General features: G+C 53.5%; 22 protein-coding genes. 14 read left to right on the plus strand and 8 right to left on the minus strand.

The window, feature by feature from the left end:
* Positions 1-4 precede the first annotated feature (4 nt).
* Positions 5-955 (minus strand): helix-turn-helix domain-containing protein, encoded by a 951-nt coding sequence (locus tag ACFOMG_RS09980; RefSeq protein WP_376866385.1) that lies wholly within the window; start codon positions 953-955, stop codon positions 5-7.
* A 174-nt stretch (positions 956-1,129) separates the two neighbouring features.
* Complete coding sequence (locus ACFOMG_RS09985) at positions 1,130-1,621, minus strand: hypothetical protein (RefSeq protein ID WP_376866387.1); 492 nt, start codon at positions 1,619-1,621, stop codon at positions 1,130-1,132.
* Positions 1,622-1,786: 165 nt separating this feature from the next.
* Here ACFOMG_RS09985 and ACFOMG_RS09990 point away from each other — a divergent pair, with 165 nt between their 5' ends.
* Positions 1,787-2,107: a DUF3392 family protein gene (locus tag ACFOMG_RS09990; RefSeq protein WP_376866389.1), complete on the plus strand. Its 321-nt coding sequence runs from the start codon at positions 1,787-1,789 to the stop codon at positions 2,105-2,107.
* A gap of 599 nt (positions 2,108-2,706) precedes the next feature.
* Complete coding sequence (locus ACFOMG_RS09995) at positions 2,707-3,489, plus strand: hypothetical protein (RefSeq protein WP_376866390.1); 783 nt, start codon at positions 2,707-2,709, stop codon at positions 3,487-3,489.
* Between the two features lie 12 nt (positions 3,490-3,501).
* Here ACFOMG_RS09995 and trmH read toward each other — a convergent pair whose 3' ends face one another.
* Positions 3,502-4,197, minus strand: coding sequence for a tRNA (guanosine(18)-2'-O)-methyltransferase TrmH (trmH, locus tag ACFOMG_RS10000; protein WP_376866391.1), 696 nt, complete (start codon positions 4,195-4,197; stop codon positions 3,502-3,504).
* A 134-nt stretch (positions 4,198-4,331) separates the two neighbouring features.
* Here trmH and cysZ point away from each other — a divergent pair, with 134 nt between their 5' ends.
* Positions 4,332-5,156, plus strand: a complete 825-nt coding sequence (gene cysZ / locus ACFOMG_RS10005) for a sulfate transporter CysZ (RefSeq protein WP_376866392.1) — start codon at positions 4,332-4,334, stop codon at positions 5,154-5,156.
* The gene (locus tag ACFOMG_RS10010) at positions 5,125-6,045 is read left to right on the plus strand and encodes a response regulator (RefSeq protein ID WP_376866394.1); all 921 of its coding nucleotides are present in this window, start codon (positions 5,125-5,127) and stop codon (positions 6,043-6,045) included. The genes cysZ and ACFOMG_RS10010 overlap by 32 nt, the downstream gene beginning before the upstream one ends.
* Here ACFOMG_RS10010 and phoR read toward each other — a convergent pair.
* The 4 genes from phoR to ACFOMG_RS10030 form a co-directional block, all read right to left on the minus strand.
* Positions 6,016-7,374 carry a phosphate regulon sensor histidine kinase PhoR gene (gene phoR, locus ACFOMG_RS10015; protein WP_376866395.1) on the minus strand — a complete coding sequence of 453 codons (1,359 nt, stop codon included), beginning with the start codon at positions 7,372-7,374 and terminating at the stop codon, positions 6,016-6,018. The genes ACFOMG_RS10010 and phoR overlap by 30 nt on opposite strands.
* 3 nt (positions 7,375-7,377) lie before the next feature.
* Positions 7,378-8,076 carry a phosphate regulon transcriptional regulator PhoB gene (gene phoB / locus ACFOMG_RS10020; protein ID WP_376866396.1) on the minus strand — a complete coding sequence of 233 codons (699 nt, stop codon included), beginning with the start codon at positions 8,074-8,076 and terminating at the stop codon, positions 7,378-7,380.
* A 133-nt stretch (positions 8,077-8,209) separates the two neighbouring features.
* Entirely contained in the window at positions 8,210-9,121 is a 912-nt protein-coding gene (gene ubiA, locus ACFOMG_RS10025; protein WP_376866397.1) for a 4-hydroxybenzoate octaprenyltransferase, read from the minus strand.
* A gap of 8 nt (positions 9,122-9,129) precedes the next feature.
* A complete protein-coding gene (locus ACFOMG_RS10030) occupies positions 9,130-9,663 on the minus strand; it encodes a chorismate--pyruvate lyase family protein (protein ID WP_376866399.1) in 534 nt (177 codons plus the stop codon).
* Positions 9,664-9,875: 212 nt separating this feature from the next.
* Here ACFOMG_RS10030 and ACFOMG_RS10035 point away from each other — a divergent pair, with 212 nt between their 5' ends.
* From ACFOMG_RS10035 to ACFOMG_RS10070, 8 genes are all read left to right on the plus strand, one after another.
* Positions 9,876-10,040, plus strand: a complete 165-nt coding sequence (locus ACFOMG_RS10035) for a rubredoxin (RefSeq protein WP_376866401.1) — start codon at positions 9,876-9,878, stop codon at positions 10,038-10,040.
* A gap of 63 nt (positions 10,041-10,103) precedes the next feature.
* The gene (locus ACFOMG_RS10040; protein WP_376866403.1) at positions 10,104-11,255 is read left to right on the plus strand and encodes an FAD-dependent oxidoreductase; all 1,152 of its coding nucleotides are present in this window, start codon (positions 10,104-10,106) and stop codon (positions 11,253-11,255) included.
* 130 nt (positions 11,256-11,385) lie between these two features.
* Entirely contained in the window at positions 11,386-11,658 is a 273-nt protein-coding gene (locus ACFOMG_RS10045) for an HU family DNA-binding protein (protein ID WP_068655619.1), read from the plus strand.
* Between the two features lie 17 nt (positions 11,659-11,675).
* The gene (locus ACFOMG_RS10050; RefSeq protein WP_376866538.1) at positions 11,676-12,224 is read left to right on the plus strand and encodes a DUF1415 domain-containing protein; all 549 of its coding nucleotides are present in this window, start codon (positions 11,676-11,678) and stop codon (positions 12,222-12,224) included.
* A 69-nt stretch (positions 12,225-12,293) separates the two neighbouring features.
* Complete coding sequence (locus ACFOMG_RS10055; protein ID WP_376866405.1) at positions 12,294-12,668, plus strand: SCP2 sterol-binding domain-containing protein; 375 nt, start codon at positions 12,294-12,296, stop codon at positions 12,666-12,668.
* Positions 12,669-12,729: 61 nt separating this feature from the next.
* Positions 12,730-14,010 (plus strand): dicarboxylate/amino acid:cation symporter, encoded by a 1,281-nt coding sequence (locus ACFOMG_RS10060; RefSeq protein WP_376866406.1) that lies wholly within the window; start codon positions 12,730-12,732, stop codon positions 14,008-14,010.
* Positions 14,007-14,786, plus strand: coding sequence for a hypothetical protein (locus ACFOMG_RS10065; RefSeq protein ID WP_376866408.1), 780 nt, complete (start codon positions 14,007-14,009; stop codon positions 14,784-14,786). The genes ACFOMG_RS10060 and ACFOMG_RS10065 overlap by 4 nt, the downstream gene beginning before the upstream one ends.
* A 5-nt stretch (positions 14,787-14,791) precedes the next feature.
* Positions 14,792-15,823, plus strand: a complete 1,032-nt coding sequence (locus ACFOMG_RS10070) for an AraC family transcriptional regulator (RefSeq protein WP_376866409.1) — start codon at positions 14,792-14,794, stop codon at positions 15,821-15,823.
* Here the strand turns inward: ACFOMG_RS10070 and ACFOMG_RS10075 are convergent.
* A complete protein-coding gene (locus ACFOMG_RS10075; RefSeq protein ID WP_376866410.1) occupies positions 15,804-17,768 on the minus strand; it encodes an alkyl/aryl-sulfatase in 1,965 nt (654 codons plus the stop codon). The genes ACFOMG_RS10070 and ACFOMG_RS10075 overlap by 20 nt on opposite strands.
* Before the next feature lie 201 nt (positions 17,769-17,969).
* Between ACFOMG_RS10075 and ACFOMG_RS10080 the strand changes: the two genes are divergently transcribed.
* Positions 17,970-18,980 carry a type IV toxin-antitoxin system AbiEi family antitoxin gene (locus ACFOMG_RS10080; RefSeq protein ID WP_376866413.1) on the plus strand — a complete coding sequence of 337 codons (1,011 nt, stop codon included), beginning with the start codon at positions 17,970-17,972 and terminating at the stop codon, positions 18,978-18,980.
* Position 18,981: 1 nt separating this feature from the next.
* Entirely contained in the window at positions 18,982-19,800 is an 819-nt protein-coding gene (locus ACFOMG_RS10085) for a nucleotidyl transferase AbiEii/AbiGii toxin family protein (protein WP_376866539.1), read from the plus strand.
* Positions 19,801-19,829: the final 29 nt, after the last annotated feature.

Genomic DNA, 19,829 nt, shown 5'->3' on the forward strand with positions numbered 1-19,829 from the left:
GGTATTATCTGTCAGCTGTTCTGAAGCCGGCTGCATACTCTGAGGGTGTGCAGCCGACTCTGTGCTTAAAGCTGCGGGAAAACTGACTGCTGCTTCTGAATCCGCACTCGCAAGCCAGTTGCGTCATGCTGAAAGGATAGCCGTCATTCAGCTTTTGTTGGGCAAGATTGGCCCGCTGAAAGCTCAGCTCGTCACTGAAGCTGGCGTCTACTCGCTTCATAAACCTTAGAAAGCCGGAACGCGACATTTGCATCAGTGTGCTGATTTTATCGACATTAAAATTTTCGTCGGACAAGTGTATCCGGATCAGCTTGCGGCACTCGATAAGCAGGCACTGATCTTTATCAGGCGTTTCGTCTTTATCCTCCAGCAGCAGTGACCGGACCAATGAAAAAACAGGATGGTATAAGCCTTCGGGAGCATTGGCATACTGACTCAGGCTGTAAGGCAATAGTTGTAGATAATTTTTGAGGAGCCAGCCACTGGCGGTGTTGGCATTAAAATACAGAATGGCCTGATCGTTGGGCCCTGCAATCAGATCTTCAATTTCGCGACGCGGGATATGCACGCTGGTCATATTCGTTTTTCCGACCATGCTCGATTGTATCGGTTGTGCCATATCTACCAGGTAGATGACATCCTGTTTAAGCGGCACTATTTCATTTTTTCGCTGTAAATAGCCACTGCCGGAATCAAGAAAAAAAAGAAGATATTTATTGTAGCCATCCTCGGTATGCTGTTGCGTGCGAGTGCTGTTGTTACCATCGAAAAGCGTTTTAGAAAAACTATGTTGCCCGATTCGGTAAGCGATTAAATGAGCATTGTAATCAGTAAGTTCAGCTGGTTTGTGTAATGCACATTCATAGGCTGACGCCGTCGAAAACAATTGTACCCAGTTAGACCAGCGCTCCTCTGGAAGCCAGATATCCGTTCTTAATGTTTGCTTGGTAACCATGTATCCCTCCCGTTGAACCTGATTGCCTACACTGAGCTGCGTCTCTTCTTAACAGCAGACACAAACATAGATAGTAGCAACTTTGAACGTAGAGAGCAGGTCTGGGGCTAGGTCATGATGACTTAAGCCTCAACTCATCAAATACTGGGTTAATGGCCGGGTAGTATCGAATCTTCAGAAATGCATGGTCATTTCTATGCGGTAACCCTGCTGCTGTTCCAGTTTGCTGAGCGAATAACGCCACTCGCCGACTTCCGGCTCACCCTGATAAATGTCCCAGGCCGTTTCTGCTGCCAGCTTCACCAGTTGCACAGATGGGGTACGATCACCGGCGTGAGACGGCGCCGATATCCAATGGCTGTTATTAGTCCACTGCTGAATCAGCTGTTCTTCGTGGTCGCCGGCGAAGCAACTGGAAAACGGGCTGATCAGCGCAAAACAGGCAGCACACGGGCGCAACCAGCGTTGTTTGCTGAGGGTACGTTTTAACGCTGCTGAGCTGATCAGGCCCATATCCAGTAAAACTTTGCCGAGTTTGTCGCGGCTGTGTTGCTGTTGCTGCAGTGCCTGTTGCAGTTGTTGTGCGGTTATCAGCTGTTGCTGCAACAGCAGGTCACCAAGGCGATTGGCTGGTTGGGGTGAGAGTGTACGATTGTTCCGTGTCATGATCAGTCTGTCCCGCTAATCGTTATGTCACAAGCATGGCATAGCCAGTTCACTGTACCAGTGTATTTATGACTCCTTTATGTAGCCTTTCGTAAACGTGTGTCGCCGGATTTTTTATTTGCAGCTAGTCTGCTGGCTGATTGGTTAAATGACTTTGGAAACGTTATGACTTTCTGGCACTGGGCGGCGTCGAATATTCGCCCATACAGCGATGATATTGCGCTGGCGATGGTAGCCACCGGGTTGGTTATTTTTGGTGATCACCTGAATGATATGTTGCGGCTGCTGGTAAAACGTCAGCCATTATGGCTGAGATTACTGGCATTTATCGCCTTGTGTGCGGTGGGGTATGGCGCGTTGTCGGTCTGGCTGACACCGATGCTGGAAGGTTTATTGCGACGTTTGCCGGACTGGCAGTTGCTGGCGCTGATTATTAGCAGTTTTGTGGCTGTAGCTCTGCTGGCGCAGAAACAAAAGCGGGTTTAGCCTGATTACCTGAGTGTGAACAAGGTTTTGCCTGGCCCATAAACAAATCGGGCGGTCCGGACTTCCTGTCCGGACCGCCACAGCACCCTAAAACCGTCCTGGTTTAAGTTCATCCCTGCCACCTTACCCTGGTGGTTGATCTTCCCTGACTGCTATCCCTGTCGTTGTATCGTCCTGCGCTTCCCAGCGTGCCTTCCCTAAAAGTGATCCATCACCGCGTGCGTTCCATCTTCCTTTACAGGCATCCGTTCCGGCCTTCCCTGATAGCAACCCTTGCCATCCTCTCAGGGCTCCGCCCCGTGTCCTGTGAAGCTTCCTGCTTCGTCATCCGTGTTGATCATCCTGATCGGCCAACTCCCTGTTGGCGTTGCGTCTTGCGTGATTAAAGATAGCAAAACCGCCGCTTCGGGGAAGGTGGTTTTCTCTATACTGGGGTAATTAAGGTATCGAAGTGAAAATAAAAAATCGTTTAAAATCAATTGGTTATTGTTTTTCCTCAAGTGTGGTCGGCGAATTGACGAAGGTTATTTATCGATATGTCCTACCACCTTGTGAGATATATCCTACACGCTGACAGGGCGTTATCTTAAGAGGGCTCTATGGCAGAAGTATTACCAGCAGAACTACCGACGGCAGATTGGTGTTATCTGCCGCTCAGTAGTGAAATATTACCTTTGCTGAAGTGGGGATTTCTGCCACTGCGGCGTCCCGATCAGCCCTGGATGCTGCCTCATAAAGTGGCAGCGGCTGCCGTTTCGGAACAGGATTACCTGAAGCATATGCAGCGTGAATATCAGCGTTTGGGGGATAATCTCAGGTCTTTGCTGACCTTCGAGCAGTTTCTGCAACAGGCTCAGAGTAAGCGCCGGGAAATAGAGCAGGCACTGCAGCGTTATGCCGATGATCAGGCTGAACAGGCGATGCCTGATCCGGAGCGCTGGCGGTATCAGCATTTTTATCGTGAGTTGTATTCGTCACTCGCCTGGCAACAGGGTAATGGATTAGCCAATACCTGGCTGGCACTCGATCCACAAGCCTTTTCGCAGCCGTTTCAGCCCGTGCTGTATGCTGACGACGCCCCGGTACGGTTCCAGCAACGCCTCAGCAGTGCGCCCCGGGCAAACAGCGCTTTGCAGCAGTGCAGCCTGGTGTTACCCGCGACAGCCATCGAAAAACAGGTGACTATAGAGGGGCAGCAGCTGTCTTTGATCAAACTGCCCGCCAGAGCGGTGAAGATGGCGGTGATGGGAGCCGCTGTACCGCTGGAGTTTCGTAAGCAGTTTATACAGTTCTGGCGCTCGGATATGCGTTATCAGCGTTTACCGCTGGGCCAGATGGTCTGGCCGCAGGGAGACTACCGCTTTCGCATTGAACAACTCTGACGCGGTTTGTGGTTATTTTTGCTGGAACCGGGGGGAGTTGATCAGCGCTGAAAACGCCTGAGGATCGGCCAGCTCTCCGTCTTCACGCAGTGCCGGGTAGGGCAGGCCGTATTTTTTGCACAGCCGGGTTTCGATCGGCCGGCACCATTCAAACATCAGCCGGTTATAGGTGTCGTCATCGAGGCGACGCTGGTCGTACAGTCCGGCTTTCTGCCGCTGGTGCTGGGCTTCGGTCAGGATAATGGCGGCCGCAACAGATACGTTAAACGACTCCACCATGCCCTGCATCGGGATAATCAGGTGATGGTCGGCCAGTTCGGCCGCAGTGTCACTGATACCTTCTTTTTCCGTCCCCATCATTAATACCGTAGGCTGGGTGAAGTCATAGTCACGGTAGTTAATGGCTTCGTCACTCAGATGTGCGGCGCACACTTTATAGCCCTGAGCCTGGAATCCCTGAATGGCGCTGCCGATATCCGGATGGGTGTGTTTTTCGATCCAGCTGTCGGAGCCGGCCAGCGCTGCGGTTTTTAACCGGAATTCGTCATGTGGCCAGACGACATGAACTTCCGGCACTCCGACCGCATCGCAGGTACGGGCAATCGCAGCCAGGTTATGTGGCTTGTACACTTCATCGGTCAGAACCGTCAGGTCAGGCTGGCGCCGGGCCAGAGTATCTTTAATACGTTGCAGACGTTCAGGGGTCATGCGCGGAGTGTCTCCGGGTAACAGTAATAGTCAGGTGTAGTAATCGCGGGGGGCGCATTGTATAAAAGCGGCTCACCGGATGCACGCTGAAATCGAACCAGCGGGCTTATGAGGTAAAACGACAAGGAGATTTTATGAAGGGCAATCCGATCCTCGGATGGGGCTATTTATGGCGTGGATTTCAGCAGCTCAGCCAGCCGGGGCTGAGACGGTTTGTTGCCTTACCGATTCTGCTGAATGCGGTATTGCTGTCGGCACTGAGTTATGGCGCTGTTCAGTGGCTGGATGGCACCACCGAGCGGCTGCTGGATAATTTACCCTCCTGGCTGGAATGGTTGTATTGGCTGGTGATGCCGTTATTGGTGATCACTTTGTTGCTGGTGCTGGCGTATTTTTTCAGTGCTCTGCTGGTGACGATTGCCAGTCCGTTTAATGGCTTGTTAAGCGAAAAAGTGGAACAGCAAAAAGGTTCACGGATCGCCGAGGAAACGCTCAGCAGCATGATTCGCCGTACGCTGGCGCGGGAATGGACCAAAATTAAATATATGTTGCCACGTTACCTCGGCCTGCTGATCCTCAGTTTTATTCCGTTGGTTAACCTTGCCAGTCCGTTCCTGTGGTTCTGGTTTGGCAGCTGGATTGTGGCGTTGCAATACATCGATTATTCCTATGATAACCATGCCCGCAGTTTCGCTCAGATGCGTGGCGGGCTGGCTTCGCAGCCGCTGACAGTGCTGGGTTTTGGCGCCACAACAGCGTTGCTGATGATGGTGCCGGTGCTGAACTGGTTTGTGATGCCGGCTGCGGTGATCGGTGGCACTTTGTTACGTCTGGAACAAATGCCGTTGGCGGATAATAGCGCTCAGCCGGGCAAAGCCAGCGCGGTGGACTATGCTGTCAGTACTAACAAAGATACCAGACTGACTGATGGCAAAACTGAAAATACTGGTCGTGGATGATGCGGCGTTTATCCGTGACCTGGTTAAAAAAGCCGTAAAAGAAACCTACCCCGGTTGTGACCTGTTTGAAGCCACTGATGGCCGCAAGGCCATCAGTACGATGAACAGTCAGGAGATCAGCCTGGTGCTGTGTGACTGGGAAATGCCGGAAGCATCCGGACTGGATGTGCTGCAGTGGATGCGGGCTGATGAACGTTATAAAGAAACTCCCTTTATGATGATCACCAGCCGTGGTGAGCGTGACCATGTGGTGAAAGCCGTACAGGCCGGGGTGTCCGATTACATTGGTAAGCCCTTCACCCGTGACAACTTTGTCGCCAAACTCAGTAAGCTGGTGTTTAAACACCTGAAAATCCGTCCGAATACTCAGGAGCGTCAGCACGCTACCGGGTTGGGCGGTGACTCCGCTAATGTGCTGGCTGCTGCCAGTGCCAGAGCTAACCCTCAGGAAGCCAAAGCTGCCAAACCCGCAGCCCAGGATATGGGGGGCGCTTCGGTACTGATGGGTAGCAGTCAGTCCGCCAAGGTGGTGTCGGAATCGGCACCGGCCGGCACGAATAAAAAAGCTGCAGCCCGCGCCAAAGGTATCGTCAGTGTGCGTTTTGGTTCCGGCAGTACCGCCAAGCTGGTGATTAAAGACATTAACCTGCAGGAAATGCTGGGAGTATTCCGGCGTGACGGCGCATTGCCGGGTTTGCTGGAACAGGTGGTGCTGGATATCGTTGACTCCACCGGAGGCGAAGTCGCCCGAATTAACGGTTATGTGCGCATGATGCAGGCACAGGAACCCCATCCGGATGCCGAGACGATTCAGATGCTGATTCGTTATGTCGATGATGATCCGGAAAAACTGGCGACCTTATCCCGTTATATCGCCAGTGTGCGCTAAGGATTGTGGCCGCTGCTGATCGGCCTGATCGTCTGCCGGCGGGCTGAACAGACAACGCGCCGCCGGGAAGTGACAACAAAACTCACTGCCCTGTCCCAGTTCGCTGTGGATATGCAGCTCCGCCTGATGGCGTAACAAGACGTGTTTTACGATGGCCAGCCCCAACCCGGTACCGCCGGTCTGATTGTTGCGGCTTGGGTCGGCCCGGTAAAACCGTTCCGTCAGGCGCGGGATATGGTGCTCGTCAATGCCCGGGCCGTTATCCGTTACCGTCAGTCGCGCTCCCTGTTGATCATGTTGCCAGTCAACCTGAATATGGCCGCCGGCCGGGGTGTACTTCACCGCGTTAAACACCAGATTCGAGAAAGCACTGTGCAGTTCCTCTGCATAGCCGCGAATCCGGTCCGGCTGGGCAACCTTGAGTTCGATCCGGTGTTGCTGTTCGCCACTGAGTGCCCGGGCGTCGGCAACGATGGTTTGCAGCAGCGGCATCACCGCAACTTCCTGCTGTTGCGTCTGATGGCTGGTTTCCAGCCGTGACAACATCAGCAGGTCGGTGATCAGATTTTCCATTCGCTGACTTTGCTGACTCATCTGCTCAATCATACGGGCCCAGCGCGGCGGCAGCTGATCGGCTGCCATTCCCATGGTTTCGATATAACCGGATACGACGGTCAGTGGTGTGCGTAATTCGTGGCTGACGTTGGCGACAAAGTCTTTGCGCATTTGCTCCAGCTGCTTTAAGCGGGTCACATCATGGACCAGAATCAACCGGTCTTTACGGCCAAATAGGGTGATATTAAATTGCAGTTGCAGCTGGCTGTTGACCGGCGAGGCAATCGACAGCGGTTCGTCATAATCGACGGAATCGAAATAGTCTTTGAATAACGGGTTGCGGATCAGGTTGCTAATCGGCTGACCGACATCGACCGGTTTTAATCCGAGAAAGTCGCTGGCAGCGCGGTTCCACCATTCCAGATTACCGTGGCTGTCGACCATCAATACCGCATCCTGCAGTGCTGCGGTGGAGTCCTGAATGCGGTTAATGATGGCCTGCAGGCGTTGCTGATTTTTCTGGCTGCGGCGTTGCAGGCGTTGGGTCTGGCGGAAAATTGAACCCCAGATGCCCAGTGTGGAAGGCAGTTGTGTGGTTTGTTTCTGTTGCAGCCAGTGATGCAGTCGGTACAGCTGTAACCATTGCCAGATGATGTAGCAAAAACAGCTGATGGCCAGGGTCAGCTCAAGTTGCTGAAACTGATAACCGATCCCGGCAGCGGCGGCTAACAACAGCAGAATGCGGCGCAACTCCCTGCGCCAGGCCGGAGCCATGGTTCAGGACGCTTTGGTTGAAAAACGGTAACCGGTACCGCGCACGGTCTGAATCAGATGGTCATGTGCTTCGCCCAGCGCTTTGCGTAAGCGCCGGATATGAACATCAACGGTGCGTTCTTCAACGTATACATTGCCGCCCCATACCTGATCCAGCAGCTGCGCCCGGGAATAGGCGCGTTCCTGATGGGTCATAAAAAACTGCAGCAAGCGGTATTCGGTTGGGCCAATATCGATGGGCGCATCGTGGGACATAACCCGGTGGCACACCGGATCGAGGATCAGCCCGCCAACAGCGATGGGTTCTTCGATGCCCTGTGGCGTCGCACGGCGTAATACCGCTTTCAGCCGGGCAACCAGTTCGCGCGGCGAAAACGGTTTGGTGATGTAGTCGTCAGCACCGGCCTCCAGCCCCTGTACTTTATTATCCTCTTCGCCTTTGGCGGTCAGCATAATAATCGGCAGTTCAGCGGTCAGCTCTTCACGCTTAAGACGACGGGCAAACTCCACACCACTGGTGCCGGGCAGCATCCAATCGAGCAGAATCATATCGGGTTTCCGGTCGACAACCTGCGAGTGCGCCTCCTGAGCGGTGGCAGCTTCCAGGCATTCATATCCAGCCATTTCCAGTGCGACCGCAATCATCTCGCGAATAGGGGCTTCGTCGTCGACGATCAGTACGGTTTTACCTGCTTTACTCATAGTTCCGTCACGCAAGTGTAATAATCGATAATGCGGACGTATTACACTGGCGCAATGTTACAGACAGATGACAGGTTTGTTTTTTAGCCGGTTTTTATTCGGAGTCGCGGGCGTAACCGCTGCTGCCAGGGGGTTACAGCCGATAGTGTTGCAGCAGATAGTGGCCCACCAGGCCCAGCCAGACTAACAGGCCGAACCAGTGACTCTGGCGGAAAATAAAAAAGCAGATATCACGCTGGCGTGAGCGGATCGACCAGATCTGCCAGGCCATAAAAGCGGCTCCAAGCAATAAGCCGAGGTAATAAGGCCAGCTCAGTCCCAGTTCATTGCCAGCCAGCAGCAGTGCAAATACTGCAATGCCCTTTAACAGCGCCACCATCACCACATCCAGATCGCCAAACAAGACGGCGGTGGATTTCACTCCGATTTTGAGGTCATCATCGCGGTCGACCATGGCATACACGGTATCGTAGGCCACGGTCCAGCTCAGATTGGCGATGTAAAATAACCATACAACGGCCGGTAACTCGTTACTCTGTGCGGCAAACGCCATGGGGATGGCCCAGGAAAACGCTGCTCCTAACACCACCTGAGGCAGATGGGTATGGCGTTTCATAAAAGGATAAAGTGCTGCCAGCGCCAGTCCCGCAAACGACAGGGCGATGGTGAACGGGTTGGTAAACAGTACCAGCACAAATGCCAGGGCAATCATGATGACAAAGGTCAGCAGCGCTTCGCGGGCGCTGATTTTGCCGGTGGCCAGAGGACGCCCGTTGGTCCGTTTGACGTGGCCATCAATATGGCGGTCGGCAAAGTCGTTAATCACACAGCCGGCTGCGCGCATTAAAAATACGCCGACAACAAAAATCAGTACGTTGGCGAACGCTGGCTGGCCGTTTCCCGCCACCCACAATGCCCACAGTGTTGGCCACAATAACAGGTACGAACCCACCGGCTTATCGAAACGGGTCAGCTGAACCCAGTCGAACCAGCGCGGCAGGTACTGATCGAGTTGTTGGCGCAGAGGCTGAATAATGGATGGCATGGGCGGTGTTAACAATAATCAGGAAAGTCGGATACAAACGCTTCGGAGACCATCAGAGCTTTCTGCTCCAGTGTGAACACCGAATGACGGCACCATTCTAGCGCTAACGTATTGGGATTGCAGTGCGAAACGATCAGAGGCTGACGTTGCAGATCCGGTTGGGCAAACAAATAACTGCCCAGTGAGCGGTCTCCCAGTGATTGCAGTCGTTTGCCACGGCCTGTCAGTGTGGCATGGGGGATGGCGGTACGGGCATACACCAGCGGTCTGTCATTTACCCGAAGCACCACTTCGCGCACCCAGACCCGGGCCTGAGCGGATAATTTCAGCCGCTGGCGTTCCAGCTGCGACGGGCTGCCATGAAACTCCCGCAGCAGGCTGACACGAAAAGTCCCCAGCCCCTTTAAGCGGGCGGTCAGGGAGCCGCTGTCCAGCAGCCAGTCTTGCCAGAATTCCGCCAGACTGTATGCTGCCAGGCGATTGCGGGTAGACCAGGCGGGAACCTGAGGGTGCAGAATATGCTTCAGAGTGTTGCTGTTCATCGGCGCGCAGGATGCGCCAAAGCGGGCATTTTCGCAAGAAAAAAGCAGCGCAGATCAGACTGTTGCAGCGTCTTGGCGCGTGCAGTGCTCGCCCGGATTTTGCCTTAATAGCACCGCTATCTGCCCGGAATTGACCGTTGATTTTACTCCGGTGCATGCGTAGTTTTACCGCCCGCCTTGATGGTTGTAACGATTTTAAAAGGAATCAAGCGATGAAAAAGTGGCAATGTGTTGTATGTGGCTGGATCTATGATGAAGCCGAAGGTGCGCCGGAAGAAGGTATCCCGCCGGGTACTGCCTGGGACGATGTGCCGGATGATTTTGTCTGCCCGGATTGTGGTGTAGGCAAAGAAGATTTCGAAATGGTGGAAATCTGATACCACCCTGACCGGCCGCTGTCAGCGGCCGTTTCTGATCTTATCTGACTGCTGGAATTCCTTATGAGTGAAGCCCCGATTGTAGTGATTGGCACCGGCCTGGCCGGCTATAACCTGGTGAAGGAGCTGCGCAAGCTGAATCCTGAACAGGCCATTACCATGATTACCGCCGATGACGGCCGTAACTACTCCAAGCCGATGTTGTCGACCGGCTTCGGCAAAAACAAAAGTGCGGATGAGCTGGCGATGGCCACCCCGGCGGCCATGGCAGAACAACTGAATATCGTGATCCGCAGCCATAGCCGGGTGACTCATATCGACTGTGCCGCCCACACGCTGTACCTTGGCGAAGAACCACTGCGTTACAGCAAGCTGGTACTGGCTTCCGGTGCCGAAGTGGTAAAACCACGGGTTGAAGGGGATGCCGAAGATTGCATCTACTCCATCAATGATCTGTCGGACTATGGCCGCTTCCGGGCAGCCGCTGAAGGTAAAAAGCGGGTGTTGATTATGGGAGCCGGCCTGATCGGGGCAGAATTTGCTAACGATATGGCGGCGGGTGGTTTCGAAATTGATGTGGTGGCGCCGTGTGATCAGTTATTGCCGTCGTTATTACCGCCGCAAGCTGCTGCTGCGGTACAGCATGGCCTGGAAGGACTGGGGGTGCGTTTCCACCTCGGCCCGCTGGTCAGCCGTATTAATAAAACCGCTGCCGGTTTGCAGGTTACGCTGAGTAATGGCGAGCTGATTGATACCGATCTGGTGGTGTCGGCGATTGGCCTGCGGCCGCGGCTGGATCTGGCGGTAAAAGCCGGACTGCAGGTAAATCATGGCATTGTGGTTGATCGTGAGCTGCAAACCAGTGAAGCCGATATCTATGCCTTAGGTGATTGTGCGGAAGTGGAAGGCCGGGTGTTGTTGTACGTGCTGCCACTGATGGCCTGTGCCCGGGCGCTGGCGAAAACTCTTAACGGTGAGCCAACGGCCGTCAGTTATGGTGTGATGCCGGTTACGGTAAAAACCCCGGTGGTGCCGGTAGCGGTGGCACCGGTCGCCGCCGACCAGGCCGGAAACTGGTCAATTGATGCACAAGGTCATGATGTTCAGGCAGAATTTCGCAATTCTGACGGACAATTGCTCGGCTATGCTTTGACCGGAGCCAAGGTTATGAATAAAGTAGCGCTCAACAAAGAATTATCACCTCTGATGCCGTAACCGGTGGTGTAAAACCCCATCAGAAGTGTGGCCACCAGGTTTCCGAGTGGCCTCAATTCGTGTTAATTGTTATTTTCCGATGTATCCGCCCCGGCTGGGGCTGTTATCAACACAATAAGGATTCGAATCCATGCGTAAACCAGAACTGGCTGCGGCCATTGCTGAACAAGCTGACCTGAGCAAAGAAAAAGCATCTGAAGTGATCACTGCTATCACTGATCAGATCGCAAAAGCTCTGAGTGAAGGTGACTCCGTAAGCCTGATCGGTTTCGGTACTTTCGAAGTGCGCGACCGTAAAGAACGTCAGGGCAAAAACCCGCAGACCGGTGAGCCAATCACCATCGCGGCGGCAAAAGTTCCTGCATTCAAAGCCGGTAAGGCTCTGAAAGAGGCAGTACAATAAGTACTGAAGCCGGACTGCTGACCCGCGAATGGGTTAAGCAGCTGGTGATCGGCGAAGGGCTTTGTCCCTTCGCACATCCGGTTTTTTCCAGCCTGCTGATCGACGTCAGCGCCAGTGATGAGCTGGAAACCGTCACCGCCGATTTTATGCGACTGCTGCAACAGGTAGCAGAAGCAGACCCCGAGCAACTTCCCACCGCCCTGTTTGTCAGCCCGAATGTGTTACATGACTTTGACGAGTTCTGGAACTGGGTCGGCATCTGCGACAACCTGCTGTACCAGATGGGTTATGAAGGCCTGCTGCAGCTGGCCACATTTCACCCCCATTATCGCTTTGAGGGCGAAGACGAAGCCGATATGAGTCATTTCAGTAATCGTGCTCCGTTTGCCACGTTACACATCATTCGTGAGGCTGATATGGAAGAGGCACTGGCCTCAATCAGCAAACCGGAGCGGATTCCAGAGCGAAATAAACAACATATGCGCCGATTAGGGCGAGAAGGGCTGTTAAAAGCTATGCCAGCTCTGGCAAAATCCCGGGTGTTTGACGACCACCGCCATAAGTGACCTGTTACAACCGCGGCGTGTGGCTAACGAGCGACAACTCCCATTTGATGTAACCGAGGATAACTCCCGATGATTAAGTTCCGTCTGCTGCTGTGGGCTTTAAGCCTGCTGATGAAAAAAGGCGCTAAAAACAACCCCGACTTCCGCAAGCAACTGCAGGGCAAAGACTTTGCATTTCAGCTGCAAACGGCGGATGGCGGCATTGTCCGTCAGTTCGTGATCAAGGACGAAAAAGTCAAAAGCAAAGGTAAAAGCCACCCGGAACCGGCTTTCACTATCAGTTTCAAAGATGCCGATACCGGCCTGGCTATTTTGACATCCAAGGATAAAAATGCTTTTATGAAGGGCATTCAGGATAAAGATATCCAAATATCCGGTGATTTATCGCTGGTGATGTGGTTCCAGGGCATTACTAAATACCTGAAACCGAAAAAGAAAAAATAACGCCGGCGGCAGAATAAGAATCACTGGCTGGTGCGGCGAGCAATAATAATAAGGAGCCTGTATGAATCTGACCCGTAACGTGCTGATTGCGATGGTATTGGCGGTGCTGCTTGGCAGCCTGGCTCATGTCGCGCTGGCCAATCCGGAACTGAACGAGACACTGCGCTATGTGCTGAAACAGGTATTAGCGGAAGGCGTGTTTGACGTTATTGGCCAGATTTTTATCGCCAGTCTGAAGGTGATGGTGGTACCGCTGGTATTTGTGTCACTGGTGTGTGGAGTCTGTCATCTGAAGGATCAGAGCAGTCTTGGCATGTTAAGCCTGAAAACCATCGTGCTGTATCTGCTGACCACCGGGCTGGCGATTACCCTGGCTTTGTTTCTGGCCAACCTGCTCGACCCCGGGGTTGGCGCTTCGATTGAAACCCAGGGCAATTATGTGCCGCCGGAAGCCCGCTCGCTGAAAGACGTACTGGTCGATATCTTTCCAACCAATCCCATCAAGGCCATGGCCGAAGGCAAGATGTTGCAGGTGATTGTGTTTGCGGTATTGATTGGTATCGCTATTGGTCAGGCCGGGAAAGCCGGTGAGCGCATTGGCGCTGCGTTTAACCACTGGAACGAAGTGCTGATGAAGCTGGTGACACTGATGATGCAGCTTGCTCCGTTTGGCGTGTTTGCCTTGTTGTTCAGCATTTTTGCCAGCAAAGGGCTGGGCACCATTGGTGATCTGGCGTTGTATATGCTGACGGTGATTATGGCGCTGCTGTTGCATGCGCTGGTGATGTATCCGCTGTTATTAAAAACCCTCACTGGCCTGTCGCCGCTGATATTTTTGCGCAAACTGCGTAATGTGCAGTTATTTGCTTTCAGTACCGCATCCAGCAATGCCACCATTCCGGTGACGTTACGGGCGGTTGAACAACGGCTGGGGGTGAATAACCGCGTGGCATCCTTTGCTGTGCCGCTGGGGGCCACCATTAATATGGATGGCACCGCCATTATGCAGGGGGTGGCAACCGTGTTTATTGCTCAGGCATTCCAGTTGCAGCTGGATATGATGGACTACATGCTGGTGGTACTGACCGCCATGTTGGCCTCGGTTGGCACCGCCGGTGTTCCCGGTGTTGGTCTGGTGACGCTGGCTATGGTACTCGACCAGGCCGGATTACCAGCAGAGGGGATTGGTCTGATTCTGGGTGTCGATCGTATTCTGGATATGATCCGCACGGCGGTAAATGTTACCGGAGATGCTATGGTTTCTGTGGTGGTTGCCAATAGTGAAGGTGGCCTCGATAAAGATCAGTTTAATGACCCCGCAGCAGGAGTGGAAAAAGCATGAAAGGTGTGCCTCTCATTGGCCTTATGACTCTGGCCCTGATTACGGCCGGGCCGTTGCAGGCCAGTCCGGTGGCTGGTTCACTGGCAGAGCAGCAGGAGGGGCAGAGCGCGCAGACGCCGCAGCAGCAACTGGCCGACAGTATAGTGCAGCTGTCGGGGCTGACCGGACTCAGTCTGCAGGCTCGTAACCTGGCTCAACAAGTACTCAACGAGGAGCAGGCCGCACTGGGGTTTCAGTATCAGGTTGCCAGCCGGGTATCGTCGTTATGGAGCCCGGAGCGGCTGACCCGGGTGCTGAAGGAAGCGTTACAGCCGCTGGATGAAACATCGCAGCAGACGCTGCTGGAAGCGCTGAATCATCAGTTGATGCAACGGGCCCGGGAAAAAGAAAACAGCACGGTGGTGGATCAGGACACCAAAGGCTTTCTCGCTTACGTGCAGAAGCTGCGCCGTCAGCCGCCGGCAGCCAGTCGTTTACAGGTGATTACCGAGCTGGATCAGGCGATGCATTTCAGCAAGCTGCTGATGAACACCCGGGCGTCGGTATTTGCCCAGCTACAGGCTGTACTGCAGGGCTGGCAACCGCCGGCCAACTGGCAACAAACCATGCGCAATGAAAGCCGCGAATTTCTGTTATATACCTATCGCCGCACTCCGAACGATGGCATTCAGGCACTAACCCGGCTGTACCGCGACGCTGCGTTGCAGCAGTGGTTGCAGGCGGTTCAGCAGCGCCTCAGTCGCCTTGATCCGGATGTGGCGAGCGCGGGATCCTGAAAACCTTGGCGCGTCAGCCGCAACGATTTTACAGCACCATTGCTGCCTGGCCGCTGGCTATTGCCCGGGCGCTGGAGCAGCGTGGCATTGATCCGGCACCTCTCTTTAGCCAGGCCGGCATTGATCGGCTGCAGCTACAGCAAAATCCTGATGGCCGGGTGGCCATCGACCACATGTCGCAGTTATGGCAGTTGAGTGAAGCGGCGACGGGCGACAGCAGCTTTGGCCTGAGCCTGGCTGACTTTGCTCAACCTATGCATTTCCGTGCTCTGGGGCTGGTGGTGATGACCTGCGACAGTATGTTGCAGGCTATCGAAAAACTGGCCGAATACCATGCGCTGGTGTCCGACACGGTGAACGTCCGGCTGGTACACCAGCCCGGTCGGGTGGGGTTTGTGGTGGATCCGCTGGCCGACGTGTATACCAGTCCGATGGCCAGTGAAGCATTTTTTGCCACTATGGTACGTTTCAGTCAGCAACTGAGCGGTGCCGATCAGCTGGTGGCCGGGGCCGAACTGGTACGGCCGGCACCGGCTGATCCGGCTCCCTGGCAGCAGGTATTCGGATCGCCGTTACGGTTTGCGGCGCCCACTAACTGCTTATGGTTCAGTCGTGCCGGACTGGCGGCTGCGCGGGTCATGGGCAATGCCGAGTTACGCCAGGCCAACGAAAATGAGGTACGCCGTTATCTGGCGGGGCTGCAGGCACTGGGCTGGCAGGCCCGGGTGGAGCAAAGTATATTGACGCTGCTGGTAGCCGGGGAGCCATCACTGGCTGATATCGCCGCCCGGCTGGGTATTGGTGAACGCTCTTTGCGGCGTTATCTGGCGGCCGAAAACACCAGCTTCCGTGAATGTCTGCAGCGCGCGCGGCAACAACTGGCTTGCCGGTTATTGCAGCAGGGCGTGGCGGTGGCAGAAGTGGCTCACCGCACCGGTTTCAGCGACAGCAGTAACTTCAGCCGTGCCTTTCAGCGCTGGACCGGGATGAAACCCGGTCAGTATCACGATCCGGACATCATGGCGTCACCAGATTAAAGTTAGTCTCCGGCTTTTCAAACAAGGTGAAAAAACGGATCAGCTCCAGCACGCTGCCATCAACGGATAACTCATCCGACAACAGGGTTTGTTTTAATCCGGCACTGCCCAGCAACATATCGACAAACAATTCGTGGCTGACGTTGAGGCGCAGTTCGGAATTATCACTGGCGCGCACCGGCCGGTGATGTAACACCGCGTTTTCAATCCATAAATAGTGGCTTTCATTGAGATCGGTGAAATGAATCACCAGTGACTGGAATTCATCAGCCTGTTCCGCTTTCAGCCGTACCGACATCGAATCAAAAAAGTTACTGACCGGCGACTGCATCAGAACGTCTTTCATTTTACTGATATCGATGGCGTTATCACTCACGCCCTGAAGCAACTCCTGCGCGGCGGATAAATAGACGTCCCGCCAGGGGCCGGATTCGGACTGGAAACCCAGCTGCCGATAACTGCGCGCCAGCAGCTGACGACCGGAGTGATGATCGGGGTCGGCAAATACCAGGTGATTTAACAGCTCTGCCGCCCAGCGGTAGTCACCTTGTTGAAAGGCGGTTTCCGCTTGCCGGAACAGCGCCAGGCTGCCCCCCGCCAGTTGTACATAACGGCTGGCGGTTTCACTTTCAGGCAGCGGATCCAGGTGCGCCGGATTGCCGTCATACCAACCCATATAGCCCTGATACACTGCCCGGCTGTTGTGTTTCAGCGTGCCGTAATAACCGCGGTTAGAGAAATTCTGCGCCAGGCTGTCGGGCAGCTGCAGCCGTTCAGCAATTTCACCGGCGGTCAGGCCGTTGTTCAGATGGCGCACCGTCTGATCATGAATGTATTTGTAGGTATCGCGCTGGCCGCTCAGAAACGCCTGGATCTGTTGCTGTCCCCAGATTGGCCAGTGGTGGCTGGCAAAGTAGGTGTCGGCGTCGGCAAATAATTCCCGCGCCTGATCGATATAGGCGCTCCATTTACGCGCATCCCGCACCTTGGCACCGCGTAACGTGTAGAGGTTGTGCATATTGCGTGACACCAGTTCCGCACCACAAAAGGCTTTATGTTGTGGCAGGTAAAACGTCATCTCCGCTGGTGCTTCGGACTCGGGGGTGTATTGGAAAATAAAGGGCACACCGTCAATGGTCATCTCATGGCCGGTCTGGTCAATCAGAACATTGGGCTCAATGATGCCAAAGGTGCCGAAGGCCGGACCTTTGCCCAGCCCTGAACCAACGTGGCCCTGGGCGTTGCGTACCAGCTCGCGACCGTACATATAACTGGCGCGACGGGTCATGGCTGGTCCGGCGATGATATTCTCACTGGTCGCTTCTTCCAGAAAACCGTGGGGCGCAATCACCGGGATATCGTTATTGGCGGCGCGATCTATTAACCCCAGCACACCGCCAAAGTGATCGATATGGCTGTGTGTAAACAATACCGCGGAGACCGGTTTTTGCGGCAGGTGCTGCATGGCGAAATCCATGGCGAACTTCGCGGTTTCTTTCGCCGTCAGCGGATCAATCACAATCCAGCCGCTGTTACCCTCAATCAGCGTCATATTCGATAAATCAAAACCGCGCAGCTGATAAATGCCGTCCTGCACTTTAAACAGGCCGTGAATATTATTCAGTTTGGCCTGACGCCACAGGCTTGGGTTAACACTGGTCGGGGCATCGCCCTGGACAAAGTCATAATCGGCCAGGCGCCAGATAACTTCTCCGTTATCGTTACGTACTTCCAGTGATTCAGGCTTGGCTATTAAGCCCCGGTTGGCCTGTTCAAAGTCGCGTTGATCAGCCAGTGGTAACTGCTGCGCCAGTTGCTGGTTTGCGGCCACCGTGCTGGCGCTGGCACCATCACCGGCAAGGGTATTAGGGGAAGAATCGCAGGCGCTGAGTAATGGCAGACTCAGCAGCAGGGCACAAACAGGGCGGAAAAAAGCGGATGGCATAATGGTCTCCGTTTATTGTTATTGATGCTGGCCAGTGTAGCGTTGCAAGTGGCTGGCGCCTTAGTTCGCACTGACCAGAAAGTGGTCCGCACTGGCCAGCCAGGCCGTTGAGTTGGTTTAGGGCCTTGCATACTGCTTTATTTCAGACTATGTTCAATAATATTGAACGTTCACTATTGTTGAACATATAGGTGTTTAATCATGCATCCCATTAATGCCGCAGAAGACTGTGCCCGGGCACTGAGCCGCAGAGTGAATCTGGATATTGCAATGGCTGAAGATAGCAGTGGCTTATCTAATATTGGAGCCAGTGTGAAGCTGGATGACGATATCCGGCTAGCGGTTTATTGGTTATTCCGAGAGGATATGGAGGCACTGAATGTTGCTGATCTTGAGCTGCTCAGGCCACAGAAAGATCAGCTTATCATTGCCACCCCGGTAATCAGTGCCCGTACTGCTACCCGCTGGCGTAAGCTGGGCTTTCAGTATATGGATGCTTCCGGGAATGCCTGCATTAATAATCAGGGTTATCATATAGTCTCCGTCGGCCATCAGCCTGCTTCTTCGAAAGTGGTTTCCAGCTCTCCTGATGGCAAAACAGGAAAGTCATTCCAGCCCAGTGGCCTTAAAGTCATATTTTCACTTCTGAATAACGAGGAACTGGTCTCTTCTTCTCTGAGAACCATTTCAGAAAACTCGGGAGTGTCTTTAGGTTCTACCAGCGCAGTTTATAAAGATTTACTGGCTCATGGTTATATTCGCAAGCAAGGAAAATATGTGGAGCTCAGCAATAAGCAGCAGCTGATTGAGCGCTGGGCTGAAGCGTACCCGTATCAGATAAGAAACAAAAAACTGATCGGGCACTTCACATCGGATGACCCCGACTGGTGGAAAAATATTGAAAACCTGTCTGGCTTTCAATTCAGTGGTGAAATAGCCGCCAGAGAATTATCAAATTATCTGAATCCCAGAGATGGGTTGGTTTATCTGAATAAGAAAAATCAAACGGATTTTATCCGTACGGCCCGACTCCGAAGAATAAAAAGTGAAGAAAAGCCTGAAATTCGCATTGATCTGTATGAAGCCTTCTGGTTGTTGGAAAACGATCGGATAACGGCACCGCCATTAGTTATTTATAGCGATCTGATAGAAACAGGCGATAGCCGAAATATGGATGCGGCGAGCAGGATTAAAGAGGCATTCCTTGATTGATGTGGCGGGTAAACTCCCTGCTGGTTTGGTGGAAATGTATCAGCTTGTGGAGCAGTGTGCGCATGCACAGAAAATCAGCTTTCTGATTGTTGGCGCTCTGTCCCGGGATCTGGTCTTGCATCATGGCTATGGCGCCCGGATTGAGCGAGGTACAAGAGATGTGGATTTTGCTGTTCAAATTGCAGGTTGGGATGAGTTTGATCGGTTGAAGTCTTCACTGATTCAGCTGGGTTTTCATGAAGATAAAAAGCTGAAATATCGTCTGCATTTTAGCGATCACGAGGGCATCCCCTGGGAGTTGGATTTGTTGCCTTTTGGTGAGGTCAGTGATGGTACCCGGGATATAAGCTGGCCGCCGGATGGCGACTTTAAAATGTCGACTCTGGGCTTTCCTGAAGCGCTTGAGAATGCCTGGTTGGTAAAACTTAAGGAAGACCCGGAGTGTATTGTTCCGGTTGCCAGTCCGGTAACTATGATATTGCTGAAGTTGGTTGCCTGGACAGAAAGGGAACCCATGGTTAGGGCAAAAGATGCTTTGGATGTCGCCTATATCATCAGAAGCTACGAAAAAATCCCCGAGGTATATGCTCAGCTGTATGATCTGGGGTTTATGGAAGAATGTGACTGGGATTCAGAGTTAGCGTCGGCAAGTCTGTTAGGAGAACAGCTGGCTGCTGTTGCACGCTTTGAGACACAGGAATATCTACAGGAAAATCTGATTAATAACCGCCGCCAGAGCGCTTCTTTTATTGCTGATATGCAAGCGGAATCAGCACAACAGTGGTTGCACGCTTTATTGCAAATGAAGCGGTCCCGCTGAGTGTCTTGTTGTCAGCAGGCAGAAGTGGT

This window comes from Bacterioplanoides pacificum, assembly GCF_042648445.1.
Taxonomy (GTDB): Bacteria; Pseudomonadota; Gammaproteobacteria; order Pseudomonadales; family Oceanobacteraceae; genus Bacterioplanoides; species Bacterioplanoides pacificum.